Annotated in this window: 15 protein-coding genes; 6 read left to right on the top strand and 9 right to left on the bottom strand. The window is 67.2% G+C overall.

Going from position 1 to position 14,261, the window contains the following annotated elements; all coding sequences use genetic code 11:
• Positions 1 to 4: 4 nt before the first annotated feature.
• Positions 5 to 1,003: an HD domain-containing phosphohydrolase gene (locus EBL85_RS02405; protein WP_123142073.1), complete on the top strand. Its 999-nt coding sequence runs from the start codon at positions 5 to 7 to the stop codon at positions 1,001 to 1,003.
• Here EBL85_RS02405 and EBL85_RS02410 read toward each other — a convergent pair.
• A complete protein-coding gene (locus tag EBL85_RS02410; protein WP_190288026.1) occupies positions 996 to 2,393 on the bottom strand; it encodes an HDOD domain-containing protein in 1,398 nt (465 codons plus the stop codon). The two genes, EBL85_RS02405 and EBL85_RS02410, sit on opposite strands and share 8 nt — an antisense overlap.
• Positions 2,394 to 2,542: 149 nt before the next feature.
• On the opposite strand from EBL85_RS02410, the gene motA reads away from it, so the two are divergent.
• The 4 genes from motA (at position 2,543) to EBL85_RS02430 (ending at position 6,278) form a co-directional block, all read left to right on the top strand.
• The gene (motA, locus tag EBL85_RS02415) at positions 2,543 to 3,403 is read left to right on the top strand and encodes a flagellar motor stator protein MotA (RefSeq protein WP_123142075.1); all 861 of its coding nucleotides are present in this window, start codon (positions 2,543 to 2,545) and stop codon (positions 3,401 to 3,403) included.
• A 5-nt stretch (positions 3,404 to 3,408) separates the two neighbouring features.
• Complete coding sequence (gene motB, locus EBL85_RS02420) at positions 3,409 to 4,278, top strand: flagellar motor protein MotB (RefSeq protein WP_123142076.1); 870 nt, start codon at positions 3,409 to 3,411, stop codon at positions 4,276 to 4,278.
• A gap of 183 nt (positions 4,279 to 4,461) precedes the next feature.
• Positions 4,462 to 5,553: a hypothetical protein gene (locus EBL85_RS02425; protein WP_123142077.1), complete on the top strand. Its 1,092-nt coding sequence runs from the start codon at positions 4,462 to 4,464 to the stop codon at positions 5,551 to 5,553.
• A complete protein-coding gene (locus tag EBL85_RS02430; RefSeq protein WP_123142078.1) occupies positions 5,550 to 6,278 on the top strand; it encodes an OmpA family protein in 729 nt (242 codons plus the stop codon). Before EBL85_RS02425 ends, EBL85_RS02430 begins: the two co-directional genes overlap by 4 nt.
• 25 nt (positions 6,279 to 6,303) lie before the next feature.
• Here the strand turns inward: EBL85_RS02430 and EBL85_RS02435 are convergent, their stop codons facing one another.
• The 5 genes from EBL85_RS02435 to EBL85_RS02455 form a co-directional block, all read right to left on the bottom strand.
• Positions 6,304 to 7,158, bottom strand: coding sequence for an HDOD domain-containing protein (locus EBL85_RS02435; RefSeq protein WP_123140697.1), 855 nt, complete (start codon positions 7,156 to 7,158; stop codon positions 6,304 to 6,306).
• A 117-nt stretch (positions 7,159 to 7,275) separates the two neighbouring features.
• Positions 7,276 to 8,487 (bottom strand): HDOD domain-containing protein, encoded by a 1,212-nt coding sequence (locus EBL85_RS02440; RefSeq protein WP_123142079.1) that lies wholly within the window; start codon positions 8,485 to 8,487, stop codon positions 7,276 to 7,278.
• 121 nt (positions 8,488 to 8,608) lie between these two features.
• Positions 8,609 to 9,571, bottom strand: coding sequence for a hypothetical protein (locus tag EBL85_RS02445; RefSeq protein ID WP_123142080.1), 963 nt, complete (start codon positions 9,569 to 9,571; stop codon positions 8,609 to 8,611).
• A gap of 183 nt (positions 9,572 to 9,754) precedes the next feature.
• Positions 9,755 to 10,045: a PilZ domain-containing protein gene (locus EBL85_RS02450; RefSeq protein ID WP_123140694.1), complete on the bottom strand. Its 291-nt coding sequence runs from the start codon at positions 10,043 to 10,045 to the stop codon at positions 9,755 to 9,757.
• A 73-nt stretch (positions 10,046 to 10,118) separates the two neighbouring features.
• Positions 10,119 to 10,436 carry a hypothetical protein gene (locus EBL85_RS02455; protein ID WP_123142081.1) on the bottom strand — a complete coding sequence of 106 codons (318 nt, stop codon included), beginning with the start codon at positions 10,434 to 10,436 and terminating at the stop codon, positions 10,119 to 10,121.
• A gap of 402 nt (positions 10,437 to 10,838) precedes the next feature.
• Between EBL85_RS02455 and EBL85_RS02460 the strand changes: the two genes are divergently transcribed.
• Positions 10,839 to 11,069 (top strand): putative motility protein, encoded by a 231-nt coding sequence (locus tag EBL85_RS02460; protein ID WP_132230476.1) that lies wholly within the window; start codon positions 10,839 to 10,841, stop codon positions 11,067 to 11,069.
• A gap of 126 nt (positions 11,070 to 11,195) precedes the next feature.
• Here the strand turns inward: EBL85_RS02460 and EBL85_RS02465 are convergent, their stop codons facing one another.
• From EBL85_RS02465 to EBL85_RS02475, 3 genes are all read right to left on the bottom strand, one after another.
• Positions 11,196 to 11,882: a putative metalloprotease CJM1_0395 family protein gene (locus EBL85_RS02465; RefSeq protein ID WP_123140691.1), complete on the bottom strand. Its 687-nt coding sequence runs from the start codon at positions 11,880 to 11,882 to the stop codon at positions 11,196 to 11,198.
• Between the two features lie 147 nt (positions 11,883 to 12,029).
• Complete coding sequence (locus tag EBL85_RS02470; protein ID WP_123142082.1) at positions 12,030 to 12,512, bottom strand: TIGR02281 family clan AA aspartic protease; 483 nt, start codon at positions 12,510 to 12,512, stop codon at positions 12,030 to 12,032.
• Positions 12,509 to 14,230, bottom strand: coding sequence for an AAA family ATPase (locus EBL85_RS02475; protein WP_123140689.1), 1,722 nt, complete (start codon positions 14,228 to 14,230; stop codon positions 12,509 to 12,511). The genes EBL85_RS02470 and EBL85_RS02475 overlap by 4 nt, the downstream gene beginning before the upstream one ends.
• Positions 14,231 to 14,261: the final 31 nt, after the last annotated feature.

Below are 14,261 nucleotides of genomic sequence, written 5' to 3' on the forward strand. Positions count from 1 at the left end.
CGCAATGCAACACGGCAAGCTTCTGGTCGTCGATGACGAGCCGAGCAATCTCGCACTGATCGAGCAGATCCTCGGCGAGGACTACAACCTGGTATTCGCCCGCAATGGCCAGGAGGCGCTGGCGGCGGTCGCCAAACACGCGCCGGTGATGCTGCTGCTCGACGTGCAGATGCCGGACATGGATGGCTACGAGGTCTGCCGCCGGCTCAAGGCCAGCCCCGGCGGCGACCAGATCCCGGTGCTGTTCATCACCTCGCGCTCCGACGAGATCGACGAGAACGAGGCCTTCGAGGCCGGCGGGGTCGACTTCATCACCAAACCGATCTCGCCGCTGGTACTCAGGGCACGGGTGCGTACCCACCTCTCACTGGTGCGCGCCACCGACCTCGAACGCAGCCAGCGCGACGCCATCGACATGCTGGCGCGCGCCGGACACTTTCGCGACAACGATACCGGCGTCCATATCTGGCGCATGGCCGACTACTCGGCGCTGCTCGCCGAGGCCGTCGGCTGGTCGGAGGAGTCGGTCGCGCTGATGAAGCTCGCCGCGCCGATGCACGACACCGGCAAGATGGGCATCCCCGACGCCATCCTGCAGAAACCGGCCAAGCTCGATGCCGCCGAGTGGACGGTAATGAAGACCCATGCGCGGATCGGGCACGACATCCTCGCGCGCAGCGAGGCGCGAGTCTTCAAGCTCGCCGCCGAGATCGCGCTCTATCACCACGAGCGCTGGGACGGCAGCGGCTATCCCGAAGGACTCGCCGGAACCGAGATCCCCCAGTCGGCGCGCATCGTCGCCGTCGCCGATGTCTTCGATGCCCTGAGCATGCGCCGCCCCTACAAGGATCCCTGGCCGGTCGAGCGCGTGGTCGAGACCCTCAACACCGAGGCGGGACATCACTTCGAACCGGAGCTGATCACCCTGTTCAACGCATCGCTCGAGCGCATCCTCGAGATCAAAGCGACCTGGGATGCTCGCGAACCCGACGAACTCAACTGAGCTCGCCCGAGGAGCGAGACAGGATCTCCGAGGCTCGCATGACCAGCGCCGCAAACCGCGCCTCGATCCCGGCATCGAGATGGCAGCAGACACAGCGTCGATCGGCATAGATCAGACCGAGCACGACACCGCCGCGCCACAACGGCATCGCCAGGAAGGCATCGACCCCGAGACGCTCGGCCAGCTCATCGGGTAGCGTGACCGTACCGCCGCACCCGACCCGCACCACGCCCGGAGCATCGAGCAACCCCTCGAGCAAGGTCCGCGCCCGATGCCGCCAACCACCCTGATTGAACTCGGGCTCGAACTCCGAACCGACGAACAACCGCGGGGTCAGGGTCCGGTCGTCGGGCGCGCAGGCGAAGAAGGCCACGCGATTGAGTCCGAGCCCGCGATGCAGCCCGTAGAGCAGGGTCGTCAGCAGCGCCTCCTCCCCACCCCCGCACTCGAGCCGATGCCGGCACCGAGCCAGCTCGTCGGCGCGCGGTGCCAGACAGAAAGGCGCCTGATAAGGCGCCCGCAGATCCCAGACCGCAGGCGCACGCGCCGGCGTCGGCAAGGGCATCAACGCCGTCTCGGCGAGCACCGGAAGACGCTCGCGCGTCAGCGCCAACACCCGGTTGACCCGTCGAGTCAGGACATCGGGAGAGAGCTCGAGCAGCTCGCTCGCCAGCCACAGGTCTCGCCCGAGCAACGGATGGCGCCATCCCGAGCAGGCATCGCGCGCCATCTGATTGGCGAGCATCGCCCCCAGCGGACGGCTGTGCGCGGCATTGTGCGGACGCATCGATTCACGCACCATCTCGGGTAACGCCCAACGGCAGGCCAGCCGGTAGCCCAGGGTTCCCAGACTGTCGCTGAGCGCGACATAATCGGCCTCGTGCGGCAAGACATGATGGAGATAGACGAGCTGCAGATAGCGTCCGATCCGCCGATCGCCCACCGCGAGCAGGACGAACTCGCCAAGGGTGTGCAGGAGCGCGGCCGCGGCCACCTCGGCCGGGAACATGTCACGCCCACAGGCCGCCCAGTCGGCGGCCAGCGCACCGGCCAGCGCGCCGCGCGCCAGGGCATAGCGATAGGCGCGCAGCCGGTTCCCCTCGAGCTCGCGCTCGGCCTCGACGACCTCTTCGAGGAGGCGCGCAAGACCGCGCTCGCCGAGCATGTGCACCGCATCCTCGAGGGTGGCGATCTCGGTGCGGAAATGGCGATGCGGCACGGCGTTGGCACGATGCAGTGCCTGCAGCGCCAGCGCCGGATCATCGAGCAGCACCGCAGCCATGCGCTGACGCGAGGTCTCGGGGCCAGCGAGCAGCCCCCTGAGCCGCTCGCGCGAGCGCGCCAGCACCGGCAGGCGCCCGGGCTCGACCAGCGCGGTCAATTGACCCATCCAGTCCTGCTCCATCGCGGCCCCCTCCCTCCATCGGATCGCTCGGCGGCATTATTCGCAAAAGGACCAGCCGGCGACAAGCGACGCAGTGGGTCAGACCCCATCGGTTTACGCGTCCGCTGGTCCCCGGGCAACTCAGGGGGCATGGGATGAAGTTACTGCTCGGCGCGCTGATCACCTTCGGCGCCGTGCTCGGCGGCTTCGCCGCCCACGGCGGCAACCTGCTGGCGATCTGGCAACCCTACGAGATCATCATCATCTGCGGCGCCGCGCTCGGCGCCTTCGTCATCGCCAACCCCGGCGCGATCATCCGCGAGACCCTCGCCACCCTGCCAGAGCTGCTGCGTGGACCGTGCTACACCCGCGCTGACTATCTCGATCTGCTGGCGCTGATGTTCAAGCTCTTCGGCAAGATTCGCAAGGACGGACTGATGGGGGTCGAGGCCGATATCGAGGAACCACGCAACAGCGCGCTGTTCCGCGCCCATCCCCGACTGCTGCAGCACCCGCACGCGCTCGAGTTCATCTCCGACTACATGCGTCTGGTGGTCAGCGGCGGCATGAACCCCTTCGAGCTCGACGCGCTGATGGATGTCGAGCTCAACGCCCATCACGAGTCGCGCACCGCAGCGGCCCACGCGGTGCAGCGCAGCGCCGATGCCCTGCCCGCCTTCGGCATCGTCGCCGCAGTCCTCGGCATCGTGAAGACCATGAGCGCGCTCGGCGGCGCGCTCGACGAGATCGGCGCCCTGGTCGCCGCAGCGCTCGTCGGGACCTTCCTCGGGGTGCTGATCGCCTACGGCCTCATCGGCCCGATCGCCACCGCGATGGAGCATCGCGCCGAGGAGGAGCAGCAGTTCCTCACCTGCATCAAGGCCTGCATCCTCGCCAACGTCCAGGGCTACGGCCCGCAGATCGCCGTCGAGTTCGGCCGCAAGACGATGCACGCCCCGCTGCGCCCGAGCTTCACCGAGCTCGAGCGCCATCTGCACGGCGGACGGGCGAGGTAGCCGGGATGTCGCTCGAACCGAAGAAACAGCCGATCGTCATCCGCCGGGTCATCCGCAAGGGCGGCAGTCACGGCGGCGCCTGGAAGATCGCCTACGCCGACTTCGCCACCGCGATGATGGCCTTCTTCCTGCTCCTGTGGATCCTCAACGCCACCGACGATCAGCAACGCGCGGCGATCGCCGGCTATTTCCAGGACCCGGCGCTGTTCGAGGCCGGCAGCCCGGTGCTTACCGTCCCGGCCGGTGAGGGCAGCGGCAACGCCCCCTCGATCATCGACTTCGAGGGCGGTTTCGCACCCTCGCCCGAGGGGTGGAGTCCGTCCCGGCTCGAGGCCCTGGCCCAACGGCTCGATGCCGCACGGCTCGAGAGCCTGCGGGTCAGCCTGCAGGCGGCGCTCGACGACAGCGCCGCGCTCGCCCCCTACAAGGAGCAACTCCTGATCGATGTCGTCCCCGAGGGGCTGCGCATCCAGATCATCGATCGCGAGAACCGACCGATGTTCGACCTCGGTAGTGCCCGACTGCGACCCCACGCCGCGGCCATCCTCGAGGAGATCGGCACCATGATCGAGACGGTGCCCAACCCCACCGCCATCTCCGGGCATACCGACGCGCGCCCCTATACCAGCCCGGACTATACCAACTGGGAGCTGTCGACCGATCGTGCCAACGCCGCCCGGCGCGCGCTGATCGCCGGCGGAATGCCGGACGAGCAGGTTGGACGCATCGTCGGACTGGGATCAAGCGCCCCGGCCGACCCCGAGCATCCGAGCGCGCCGATCAACCGGCGGATCAGCATCGTGGTGATGCGCCTGGAGGCAGCCGAGGCGGCCTTCGCACACGACAGCGCCACCATCGAGCTGCCCGGCGACTGAGTTCGGGCGTCGTCATCGCGACGCCTTGCTCCAGAGCGCCGCCGACAATCGTCATCTTATTGACGCACACAGCCCAGACGCCACATTGTTTCGTGACACCAAATAGGTGGCGCGCTTCCTGCTTATCTGGTTTCAGACCAGGGCCGAATGGCCCCGAACCCGATAACCGGCGGACGCTCAACCATGCTCGAATCAATCGCACTCGGCGTACTCTCGGCCCTTCACCAACTCAATGCGATGGCGGTGATCGGCGCCTTCACCCTGCTGCTGGTCGCGCTCTTCAGCGCAGCGCTGGCGGCGATCGGTCGTGGTCGCGGCGAGGAGTTCTATCACGGTGCGCCAACCCTGCTGACCACGCTGGGGATCCTCGGCACCTTCCTCGGCATCGCCATCGGGCTGCTGGAATTCGACGTGCGCGACATCGAATACAGCATCCCGGTGCTGCTCGACGGACTCAAGCTCGCCTTCGTCACCAGCATCATCGGCATCCTGCTCGGCGCCATCCTGCGTCTGGTGCTGCTGCTCGGCACCGATACCCCGTCGGCGCAGATGCAGTCCGACGCCGCGACCAAGATCGAGCGGCCGGAACTCGACGCCCTCGAGCGATTGGTGGCGCTCGGCGAACACCAGGCCGAGGCCGCCCGCGCCCAGCTCGCAGCCACCCAGACGCTCGAACGGCGGCTGGAGCATCTCGACCACGACCTGACCCAGACCCTGGAGACGCATCACGCGCAGCTGCTCGGCCAGCTCGACGACTTCGCCCGGCGGCTCGGCGAGATGGGCTCACGCCAGCTCATCGAAGCCCTCGAAGGCGCCATCCGCGACTTCAACGACAAGCTCGGGGTGCAGTTCGGTGAGAACTTCCGCCGACTCGACGACTCGGTCGGCAAGCTGCTGCAATGGCAGGAGCAGTATCGCCAGCACATGCAGGCGCTCGGCGATCAACTCGACCACGCCGTCGGTGCCGTCGGTCAGTCACAGACCGCGATCGAGGCGCTCACCCGTCAGGCGATGCAGATCTCGCGTCATGTCGAGGACCAGGAGACGACCATGGCCGGGCTGAGGCGCGAGACCATGGAGCTCGAATCCCTGCTCAGCGGCATCGCCGAGCTGCGTGATCGCGCCAAGGAGGCCTTCCCGGCGATGGACACCCGGCTCAAGGCGATGCTCGAGAACATCGAGAACGCAGTGCTCTCGGCGCTCGAGGCACAGCGACGCATCGCCCAGAGCACCCCCGCACGCGGCACGGCGCTGGCCGCGGGAGCCGGGGCATGAGCGCCTTCACACCACGCCTCCCCGGACACCGCCAGCAGCACGAGGGCGACAGCCACTGGCTGGTGGTCTCCGACCTGATGGCCTCGCTGATGATGATCTTCCTCTTCCTCGCCCTGCTCCACATGGTGCAGATCGAGCGCGCCCACGAGGTCGAGACCGAGGTGCGCACCTCCGCGGCCGAGCTGCGTCAGGCGATCTATCACGCGCTGGAAGACGAGTTCGTCGACGACCTGCCGCGGTGGAACGCCGAACTCGAGCGCGACACGCTGACGCTGCGCTTTCGCGAGCCAGACGTGCTGTTCGATCGCAGCTCGTCGCGGATCAAGCCGGAGTTCGAGGCCATCCTCAGCGACTTCCTGCCACGCTATGTCGCGCGCCTGCGCCCGTTCAGCACGGTGATCCGCGAGATCCGCATCGAGGGTCATACCTCCAGCGAATGGGCGCCGGGGAGCAGCCCGCTTGAGGCCTATTTCGCCAACATGGAACTCAGTCAGAAACGCACCCGCGCAGTGCTGCGCTTCGCCTACGGACTCGAGGCGCTGCGTCACGAGCAGTGGTTCAGGTATCGGGTGGCCGCGGTCGGGCTGTCCTCGTCACGGCTGGTACTCGACGCCACCGGACACGAGGACCCGACCGCCTCGCGTCGGGTGGAGTTCAGCGTGCTGACCAACTTCGAGGACCGACTGCTGGCCCCCACCGGGCTCGATGTCGCCGCGACACCCTGAGCCCGACGCATGAGCGGCGCGGGACTCAGCCGGGATCGCGCAATGCCTCGACGGCGCAAACCTGATACTGCGCGGCATCGAGGCTGGCAAGCAGCTGATCGGGGGTCACCCCCACACGATCCCAGATCTCGGGAACGATCGGTGGCGCATCGTTCCAGTCACGCGAATCGAGCTCGGCGAGATGGGCCCCGGTGTTGGCGAGATGGACGATGGCGACCGCCTCGAAGTGCTCGGCGGGCGCATCCAGCGGGGCATGGTGATAACGCAGACAGGCACACAGCGACTCGGGCAACCCCCAGCGTTCGGCCAGGGCACCACCAAGCTCGGCGTGGTCGAAACCCAGCTCGCCGTGCTCGGCCGCCTGCGGCGAGATCTCGTTGGGGGCATCGAGACTGCTGAGGAAGGCGCGGTGCGCCTCCTCGGGCACCTCGGAGAACAGTACCAGCTGACCGAGGTCATGCAGCAAGCCACCGAGGAACACGGTGCCGGCAAGGGCCCGCGAGCGATCCTCGGCAAGCAGGCGTGCGATCACCGCGCAGTAGGCCGAGTGGTGCCAGAACACCTCGAGCGGCAACAGGTTCTGGACCGGCAGACGGTCGGATGCCTGGGTCACCGCTCCGGCGATCACCAGTCTGCGCACATGCTCACGCCCGAGCAGCGCCAGCGCGCGCTCGACCGAATCGACGGTGCGCGCCGGCGCGAACGCCGGACTGTTGGCCAGCCGCAGCAGGATCGCCACCAGCCCAGGGTCCTGCTCCAGCCGTGAGGCGATCTCGCGCTGCGGGCTGTCGGGGTCGTCGAGCAGCTTCATCACCTCGCCAACCACGCGAGGGATGGCCAGCAGCCGCCCCGTGTTCTTTACCAGGCCTTCGATGGTCATCGCGGACACGCGCCAATCCTCCAATATCGTCCCGAGCGCCAGGCAACAGGGAAGCGCGGCTCGGGATCGCAAACACGACCGGGGATTCCCCCGGGTCGAACGCGTCTGCGGAGTGGATCAGACATCGAACATCATCTTCAGCGACTCCAGGGTTTCGGTGCTCGAGGCCAGTTCGCCGATTGGCTCACCGGGCGCGGGCGGGGTCAACCCCAGGGTGGCGAAGGCGGGAACCTCGCTCGCCTCCGGGTGCTCCCTGCCCTCGCTCTGTAACGCCGCCCAGCGGGCAACGATGGCGATGCTTGCATAATCGGGCTCGGGCGCGACATAGGACCAGTCGTGCGAGTGCTCGGCCACCGCGACCAGATCCTCGCCCAGCCCCCAGTAGTTGATCACCAGAACGCCGGTGATACCACTGAGTTTGTCGACCAGGGAGGCGATGAGTTCAGGACTGGGGTCGGGGTCGCGCATCTCGATGAACTGGATGATGGGGACGGCACCGATCCCGGCCACCAGACCGGCGAGCAGCGCCCGCTCGCGATGCAGCAGCCCGAGCGTCTCGGCCAGCAGGTAGCTGTAGGCCGAGCACAGCACGCCATCGGCCCAGACCTGCTGCATCGCCTCGCGGGTGACCACGTGACGCGCCTTGAAGGCCTGGCGCAACGCCAGGTTGGTGGTGAGCATCCGGGTGTTGCGGAATCCCAGCCGCAAGACTGCGTCTCGCACCGACTGGATCTGCTTGGTGGCGCGAAACAGCGGACTGTTGGTGGCATGCAGCAGGGCCCCGGCGATGGTCCCGTCGCTCTGGATGACCTCGGTCAACTCGACGATCCCGGCTTCGGGATCGTTGGTGAGCTCCTGGATCTTGAACGCCACCTCGGGCCGTGCCGGCAGCTCGAGTCGATTGCTGGAGATCAGGCCGTAGAGTTCGGCGAGGAACTCGCCCTCGGTGGCATCGAGCTCGATGTCGCTGACCTCCAGACCCGACTGCTGCGCCGACTCGAGTGCCGCCGAGGACACCTTGAGCAGCAGGCAGGGGCTCTCGGTGACGATCATCGACTCGCCACGGGTCACGCCATCGAACACCTCGATCGGATCACTCAGGCCACGAAAGCTCTGGAAGCGTTCGCCCGAACCGTCGGTCAGACGCACCAAGTGTCCGTCGACCAGGAACAGGCGCTGCCCCCCTGACTCGGTCAGGCGGATGCGCTGCTTGGCCGGAACCTCACCGAAACCACAGTGCGCGGCCAGTTCCTCGCGCGCGGCCTGGGGGAGATCCTTGGTGATGTCCATCTCGGCGAGCAGTGAGAGGACCTCGAGCGTCTGGGACATTGAGTGCTACCTGAACAGTCGACAAGGCGGTGATCGCACATAGTCTAGCAGTATCGCACCTGCGTCCAGCATCGCTACGCATCAGCGGTGTCATGCGTCCCGGACGGGATCCGCATTGCGATCACGCCTCGGCCCGATAGCCCAACAGGACATCGGCGAGCTCACCGCGCGAACCGTCGTCACGCACGAACTGGCCGGTCTGGGCCACGACATCATAGGCATTGAGCGCCTTGCGGGTATGCTGATAGCCGGTCTCCAGGGACTGGATCGATGCCTCGGCCAGAGTACGCTGCACCTGGGTGCCGTCGGGGCCGATCTGCAGCAGCCGCAAGGCGCCGAACACCGGATCGTCGGCGTTGATCTGCCCATCTCCGTTGGAGTCATAGCGCGCCAGCTCACCGAAGCCGTGGGCGGCACCGTTCTGATCACCGAACAGCTCGCGACCATCGTCGATCTGGCCATTGCCGTTGCGATCGAGCGCCAGCGCCCAGGTCCCGCCGGTGACGAAACTGACCTGTTCGGCTTGACCGTCGGCGTCGAGATCAAAACTCACCCCGCCCTCGATCCCGGTGGTCTGGAGACCCTCACCGGAGAGGTCGAGCACCAGGGGGTCACGCACGTTCACGCCGCCTGGACCGGCCTGCAGACTCAGGCTGAAACTCTGCATCTGGGCAAACTCGAGCCTCTGCAGGCCACCGCCACCGAACTCGAGACGCAGGCTGCTACTGCTCTGCCAGGAGAGCTCGAGCTCGGCCAGACGACGATGGATCTGCTCCTGGGCGAGCCGGACCTGGGCATTCATCACCCGCTCCTTGATCCGTGTCGCACGCGCATCGAGCGTCCCGGATTGGCCTTCGGCGAGGGGAACCGCAACCTTTTCGAGATCGAAGGACTTGCGCAGGATCTGATAGTCCTGATCGGCATTGACACGATTGGCGACCTCGGCAGCGAGGCCCTGGCTCGGTAGCGCGGCGGTGGCCACCTGCTGACTGGCAGGAGCAGTCGCCGGCGGCGCCAGCGGACGCGCTGGACGCATGGGAAAGGGTTCGGTGGCGAACAGCGTGGTGGTACGGGCGGCAAGCATGACATCGACTCCCGATGCGCGCACGAACGAGACGGCCTCCAGGGGATCGCGCGCTTGATCGGCGTGCAGACTCCGTCTCAACACGCCCCTCTCGCCCACCTCCCGACACTGCGGGAGCAGGCTTAATCGTCGTCCCAGCAACAACAACGGCCGCCAGCACGAGATCTTGAGCAAGCGCGGGGATCAGTCCACGGGATCGTCGTCGTCATCGAACGAGAGCGCCAGACCATCGGGCAGATGGCGTACCACCTGCGCCCTCACCAGGGGCGGCGTTTCACCTGCCCCGAGGGTTCCGGTCACCTGCAGCTCGACCCAGCTGCCAACCGCGGGGCGGTCGGTGTCATCCATCAGGATCATCACCCCACCGCCACTGAGGTCATTGGTCCAGACCCGCTGAGCCGGACGACCGGACCGAAAGAGATCGACCTCGACCTGCATCGGCAACCGTGGATGACGCCGCCTGTCTGAATCCATTATCACCACCCCCTTAGCCCCAGGCGCGTCACTGAATCGCGGCGGCCAACAGCCGCCGGGGCATGTCGATCGATCAAGCATCCAGCGTGGGGCGCAACAGATCCGACAACCGCCAGAAATCGATCCCACGCAGGAACCCCGCACGAATCTCCGAGCGCAGCCGCACCGGGCGGCCGCCGCCATCACACTCGGCCACCCACTCCTGTGGCAGATGCTCAAACGTATGCGCCTCGGCCAGCTCGCCGTCGATCGTACGGCACAATCTGACCTCGCCGCTGCGCACGTCGCAGAAGGCGGGACGAAAGCCGCTCAGCAGAGACTGTGGCAAAGGCAGGTTCGTCGCAGGAGGCGGCGTTCCTGACCGGGGGCTGAGGGGACCTTGCTCGAGCATCGTTCGACTCCAGGATCATTGTCGCCGGGAGCCGAGCCCGGCATCCCGCGCGGAGACGCTGACATCGCCTCCCCCATCGATAACGACCCGGGCACCACGAACTTGAGTCTACACAGGCTCGCCCTCAAGCAATAGTTGGTACGGCAAGATCATTGCCGCACCGGACTGTGCGCCACCCGACGTCAAGGATAGCCACCTTGGTCTACAGTTTAGGTAAACCGCAGTCATCGCAGATGAGGGGTTTAACGTCCCCAGTTCGCGCCGGACGCCGCGATACCGCCCTTGAGAGGATCGGGAGTCGGCCGCGGTTTATCGCGATGCGGGACAGGTAAAGACGCAGCAGCAGAAAACCGACAAGCCCCGGCATCGCCAATCGACACACAGAGAACACGGGATTCGATCATGGACATCTCATCGATGGCAGGCGTCGCCACCGTAACCAACACGATGGCCGGCAGCAAGACCGCAAACGACACGAGTGCAGCATCGCTCAACCAGGCACTCGACACCCAGGCACAACAGGCCGCGCAGCAGGTCGACCAGTCGCTGACGCCTCAGCAGGCGCCGCAAGAGCCTTCGAGCACGCGGGGGCTGCCGGAGAATGTCGGGCGCAACATCAACGTCACCGCCTGAATCCACGCCTCGCGACACCGAGGCGCGTGTCCCGCCGGAGCACATCCGCCTGACGGGACACGCCACCCCGGCGACACAGCCCGGCCAAGAGACGACACCAACGCCCGGGTGCTAACCGCTCCACACTCAGGCGAACTGGTTGATCTGTTCTGCCGAGCGCGCTGGCGCAAAGAATCCGGCAATCCTACGCTCGAGTCGGTCACGCTCGGCGCCCGGCTCCTGCATGCCCGCAGCGTTCGTATCCTGCGCATTCGCATCGGCCCGCGCAGCCGACGCCTCGCCCTCCATTCGACGCATCTCCTGATCCGCCTGCTCGAGGACACGCATCTCGCGTTGGGCCTCGATCTGCATCGCGCGCGCCTGTGCGGCAACCCGCTGATCCTGGCCGGAAGGTTCTGCGGGCGCCAGGGCGGCGCGCAGCACGGTCTCGGCCTTCTCCAGCGTCGCCGCCGGATCGGCCTCCTCCGAGGTGTCGATCTGCACCTCGCCACCGATCGCGTACTGACGCCCGTCGGGGCCGGTTTGATAGGTATAGGAGGGACCGCCAGTGACATAACGCCCGCCCGCAGCGACATGCGCCTGCTCGTGCATGCGGACCTCGCGGTCGCGCTGGCGCAACTGCTCGATCAGCCGCAGCTCTTCGGGCGGGGGCGTCTGTTCTGGTTGCTCTACGGGGTGGGGCTGTGCGTTCTCACCGCTCTCGCGACCAGCGGTGGATGCCGTCTCTTGCTGGCGGGTGGCGCCACCGGAGGAATCGGCAACGGGCGCGGGAGATGGTCGAAGCGACGCACCGACCCCGGAATGGATCTCCATCGGCACTCACCGGGTATCGACTGTCTCTCAGTCTAGCCGTTAGCGCATGACGCTGCCGCAGCATCACCTCGACAATGCGACCTGGATCTCCATGAGAATGCTACGCGATTCGGCCATTGCCCCACCAACCGAGCGATCCCGGCAGCATCAGCGATGATACAGCGCGCGCAGCACGATGGCTCCGGCATCACGACATCGCCTGAGCCCACGCAGAAAGCTCTGCCCGAGCAGGACCTCGCCAGACCCGTCGCCGGTGACGACCACTGCAGCGACCCGTTCGCGCACGAGACCACCGACCTGCACGCTGTCGAGCACCACGGCATGCCCGAGGCCCACACCTGCCGCCCCCTGATGGCGCACGATGCGGCCGCGTGAGTACCTGAGTCCCAGCCTGGCCGCCTCACGCTCGCCGAGCACCAAGGTGTCGGCCTCGGGCGCCAGCCGAAAGGTCACCGCCGAGCGACCGATCCGACCACGCAACCGATAGTCGCCTCGACTGTCGCGATAGAACCGTGCCTCCGGCCCCGCCGCTTGAGCCTGTCCGCCGGGACAGGGGTCGAGCGCCATCACCGGGCCGGTCGTCACGGTACAGAGCAGCACGAGCGCCATTCCCCATCGATGCGCCCTCATCGCAGTGATCCCTGCACCGAACCGATCGCGCGAATCCACGGCCGATCGGCGCGTACCGCATCGGGCAGGGCCGCATAAACCCGTTCGGCCTCGCCGCGACTGGCAAAGGCCCCGGCGAGCACGACCACGAAGTCACGATCGCGGGAGCGGATCGGCAGGAAGCGCACGCCATCGAGACGGTGACGCGTCACATAGTCGCGCGCCGCCTCGAGACTGCTGACGGCGATCAGCTGAATGGTGTAGCGATTGGGATTCTGCGCCACCAGCCAGTCTCGATCCGCCGTCAGATCGATGCCTGATCGGGGTTGCGGCGGCGCCGGCGCGACCGGCTGAGGGCGCTCGAGCGGCGGCGCAGCTGGCGCAGGCGGCTCCTCCCGGGGCGGCGGCTGCGTCAACGAACGTGGAGGGGCGGGCTCAGGGGCTGGCGGCATCACCGCGCCGGGCGCGGGACGGCTCAGCTCCCCGGGTGGCTGAGCCAGCCGCGGGCGCGGTGGTGGCGCAACCTCTGCCGACTCCAGCAACAAACGGGCACGATCACGTGGCGCCGACGACGGGGCTGGACGCGGATCCTGCCCCTGCAGCTGAAAGATCACCGGCAACAGGATCGCCAGGGCCGCGCCACCGGCGATCGCCGGGACGAACCAGCGCTGGTTCCAGATCGGCGTCGCCGGGACGGCGGCGGACTTTCCCGCCCTGACCGCTTTGCTCGCCGGCTGATCGCCTTTGGTTCGTCTCAGCAGCGACGCCAGCGCCTTGATCGATCGACCCGACGGCGCCGCGCCAGCCACCGCCTCGGCCGGTGCGCCGCGCCGCGCCACCGCCCCGGCCGGCGGCGCATCCTGGTGTTCATCGATACTCGCCGACAGCGCCCGGATACGCTCGGCGATCAGTTGCTCGGGGGTCTTCTCGCCGGTCTCAGGCGCGAGCTGCCGGGGAGGCGGAGCGGGTTCGGGCTGGCGCGGACCCGTCTCGACATCGTAACAGCGCGCCTCCAGCCACGCGCCGGCGAGCGTATTGAGTTCCTTCGGACAGCCCTGGCTGCGGGCATGCAATGACTCGACATCGGTATCCGCGAGCAGGCCGAGCGGATTGTCCAGACCGGCGGCCTCGAGCCGATGACAGAGATAGGCGCGGGCCTGCTCGAGATTCAACGGACGCAGACTGAGACGGCTGATCCGCCCCGGATCGTCGGACTCGAGCTGGAGTGGATAACGCGCCAGCGCAGGGTCGCCGGTCAGCACCAGACGCGGCGGCTCACCGGTGCGCTCGAGCAACCCATGACGCAACCGCATCAGGGCGTGGACCAGATCGATACCGAGATGATGGGCATCATCGATCGCGATACAGAGCTCGGCCCCGGTGCTCAACAGCTGCGCCAGCAACTGCTCGAGCGAACGCGCCACCCGCCCATCGGCGCCAAGCTGGGCGCGGAGGGTTGCCTCGAGCATCTCCACCGAGGTCCCGGGACGCGCGCGAAAGGCGATCAGCTCGAAACGATCCGGCAACAGACCGAGCAGACGCATCAACTGCAGCGTTCGACCACTGCCTGCCGGGCCGGTCAACATCAGCACCGCACCCGGCGCCTCGAGCAGCTCGACGGCGGACTCGAGCAACTGATCGAGCAGCAGGTCGGTGTAGAGAAAGGCCTCGCCGGCGCGCTCGTCGAAGGGGTCCTGGGTCAGCCGCAAGCGGCTCAAGCAATCGGGATCGAGCGCCATCAGAGAGTCGTCATCAAAAACCAGCGCGGGC

This window comes from Marichromatium sp. AB32, from assembly GCF_003718675.1.
GTDB classification, from domain to species: domain Bacteria; phylum Pseudomonadota; class Gammaproteobacteria; order Chromatiales; family Chromatiaceae; genus Marichromatium; species Marichromatium gracile.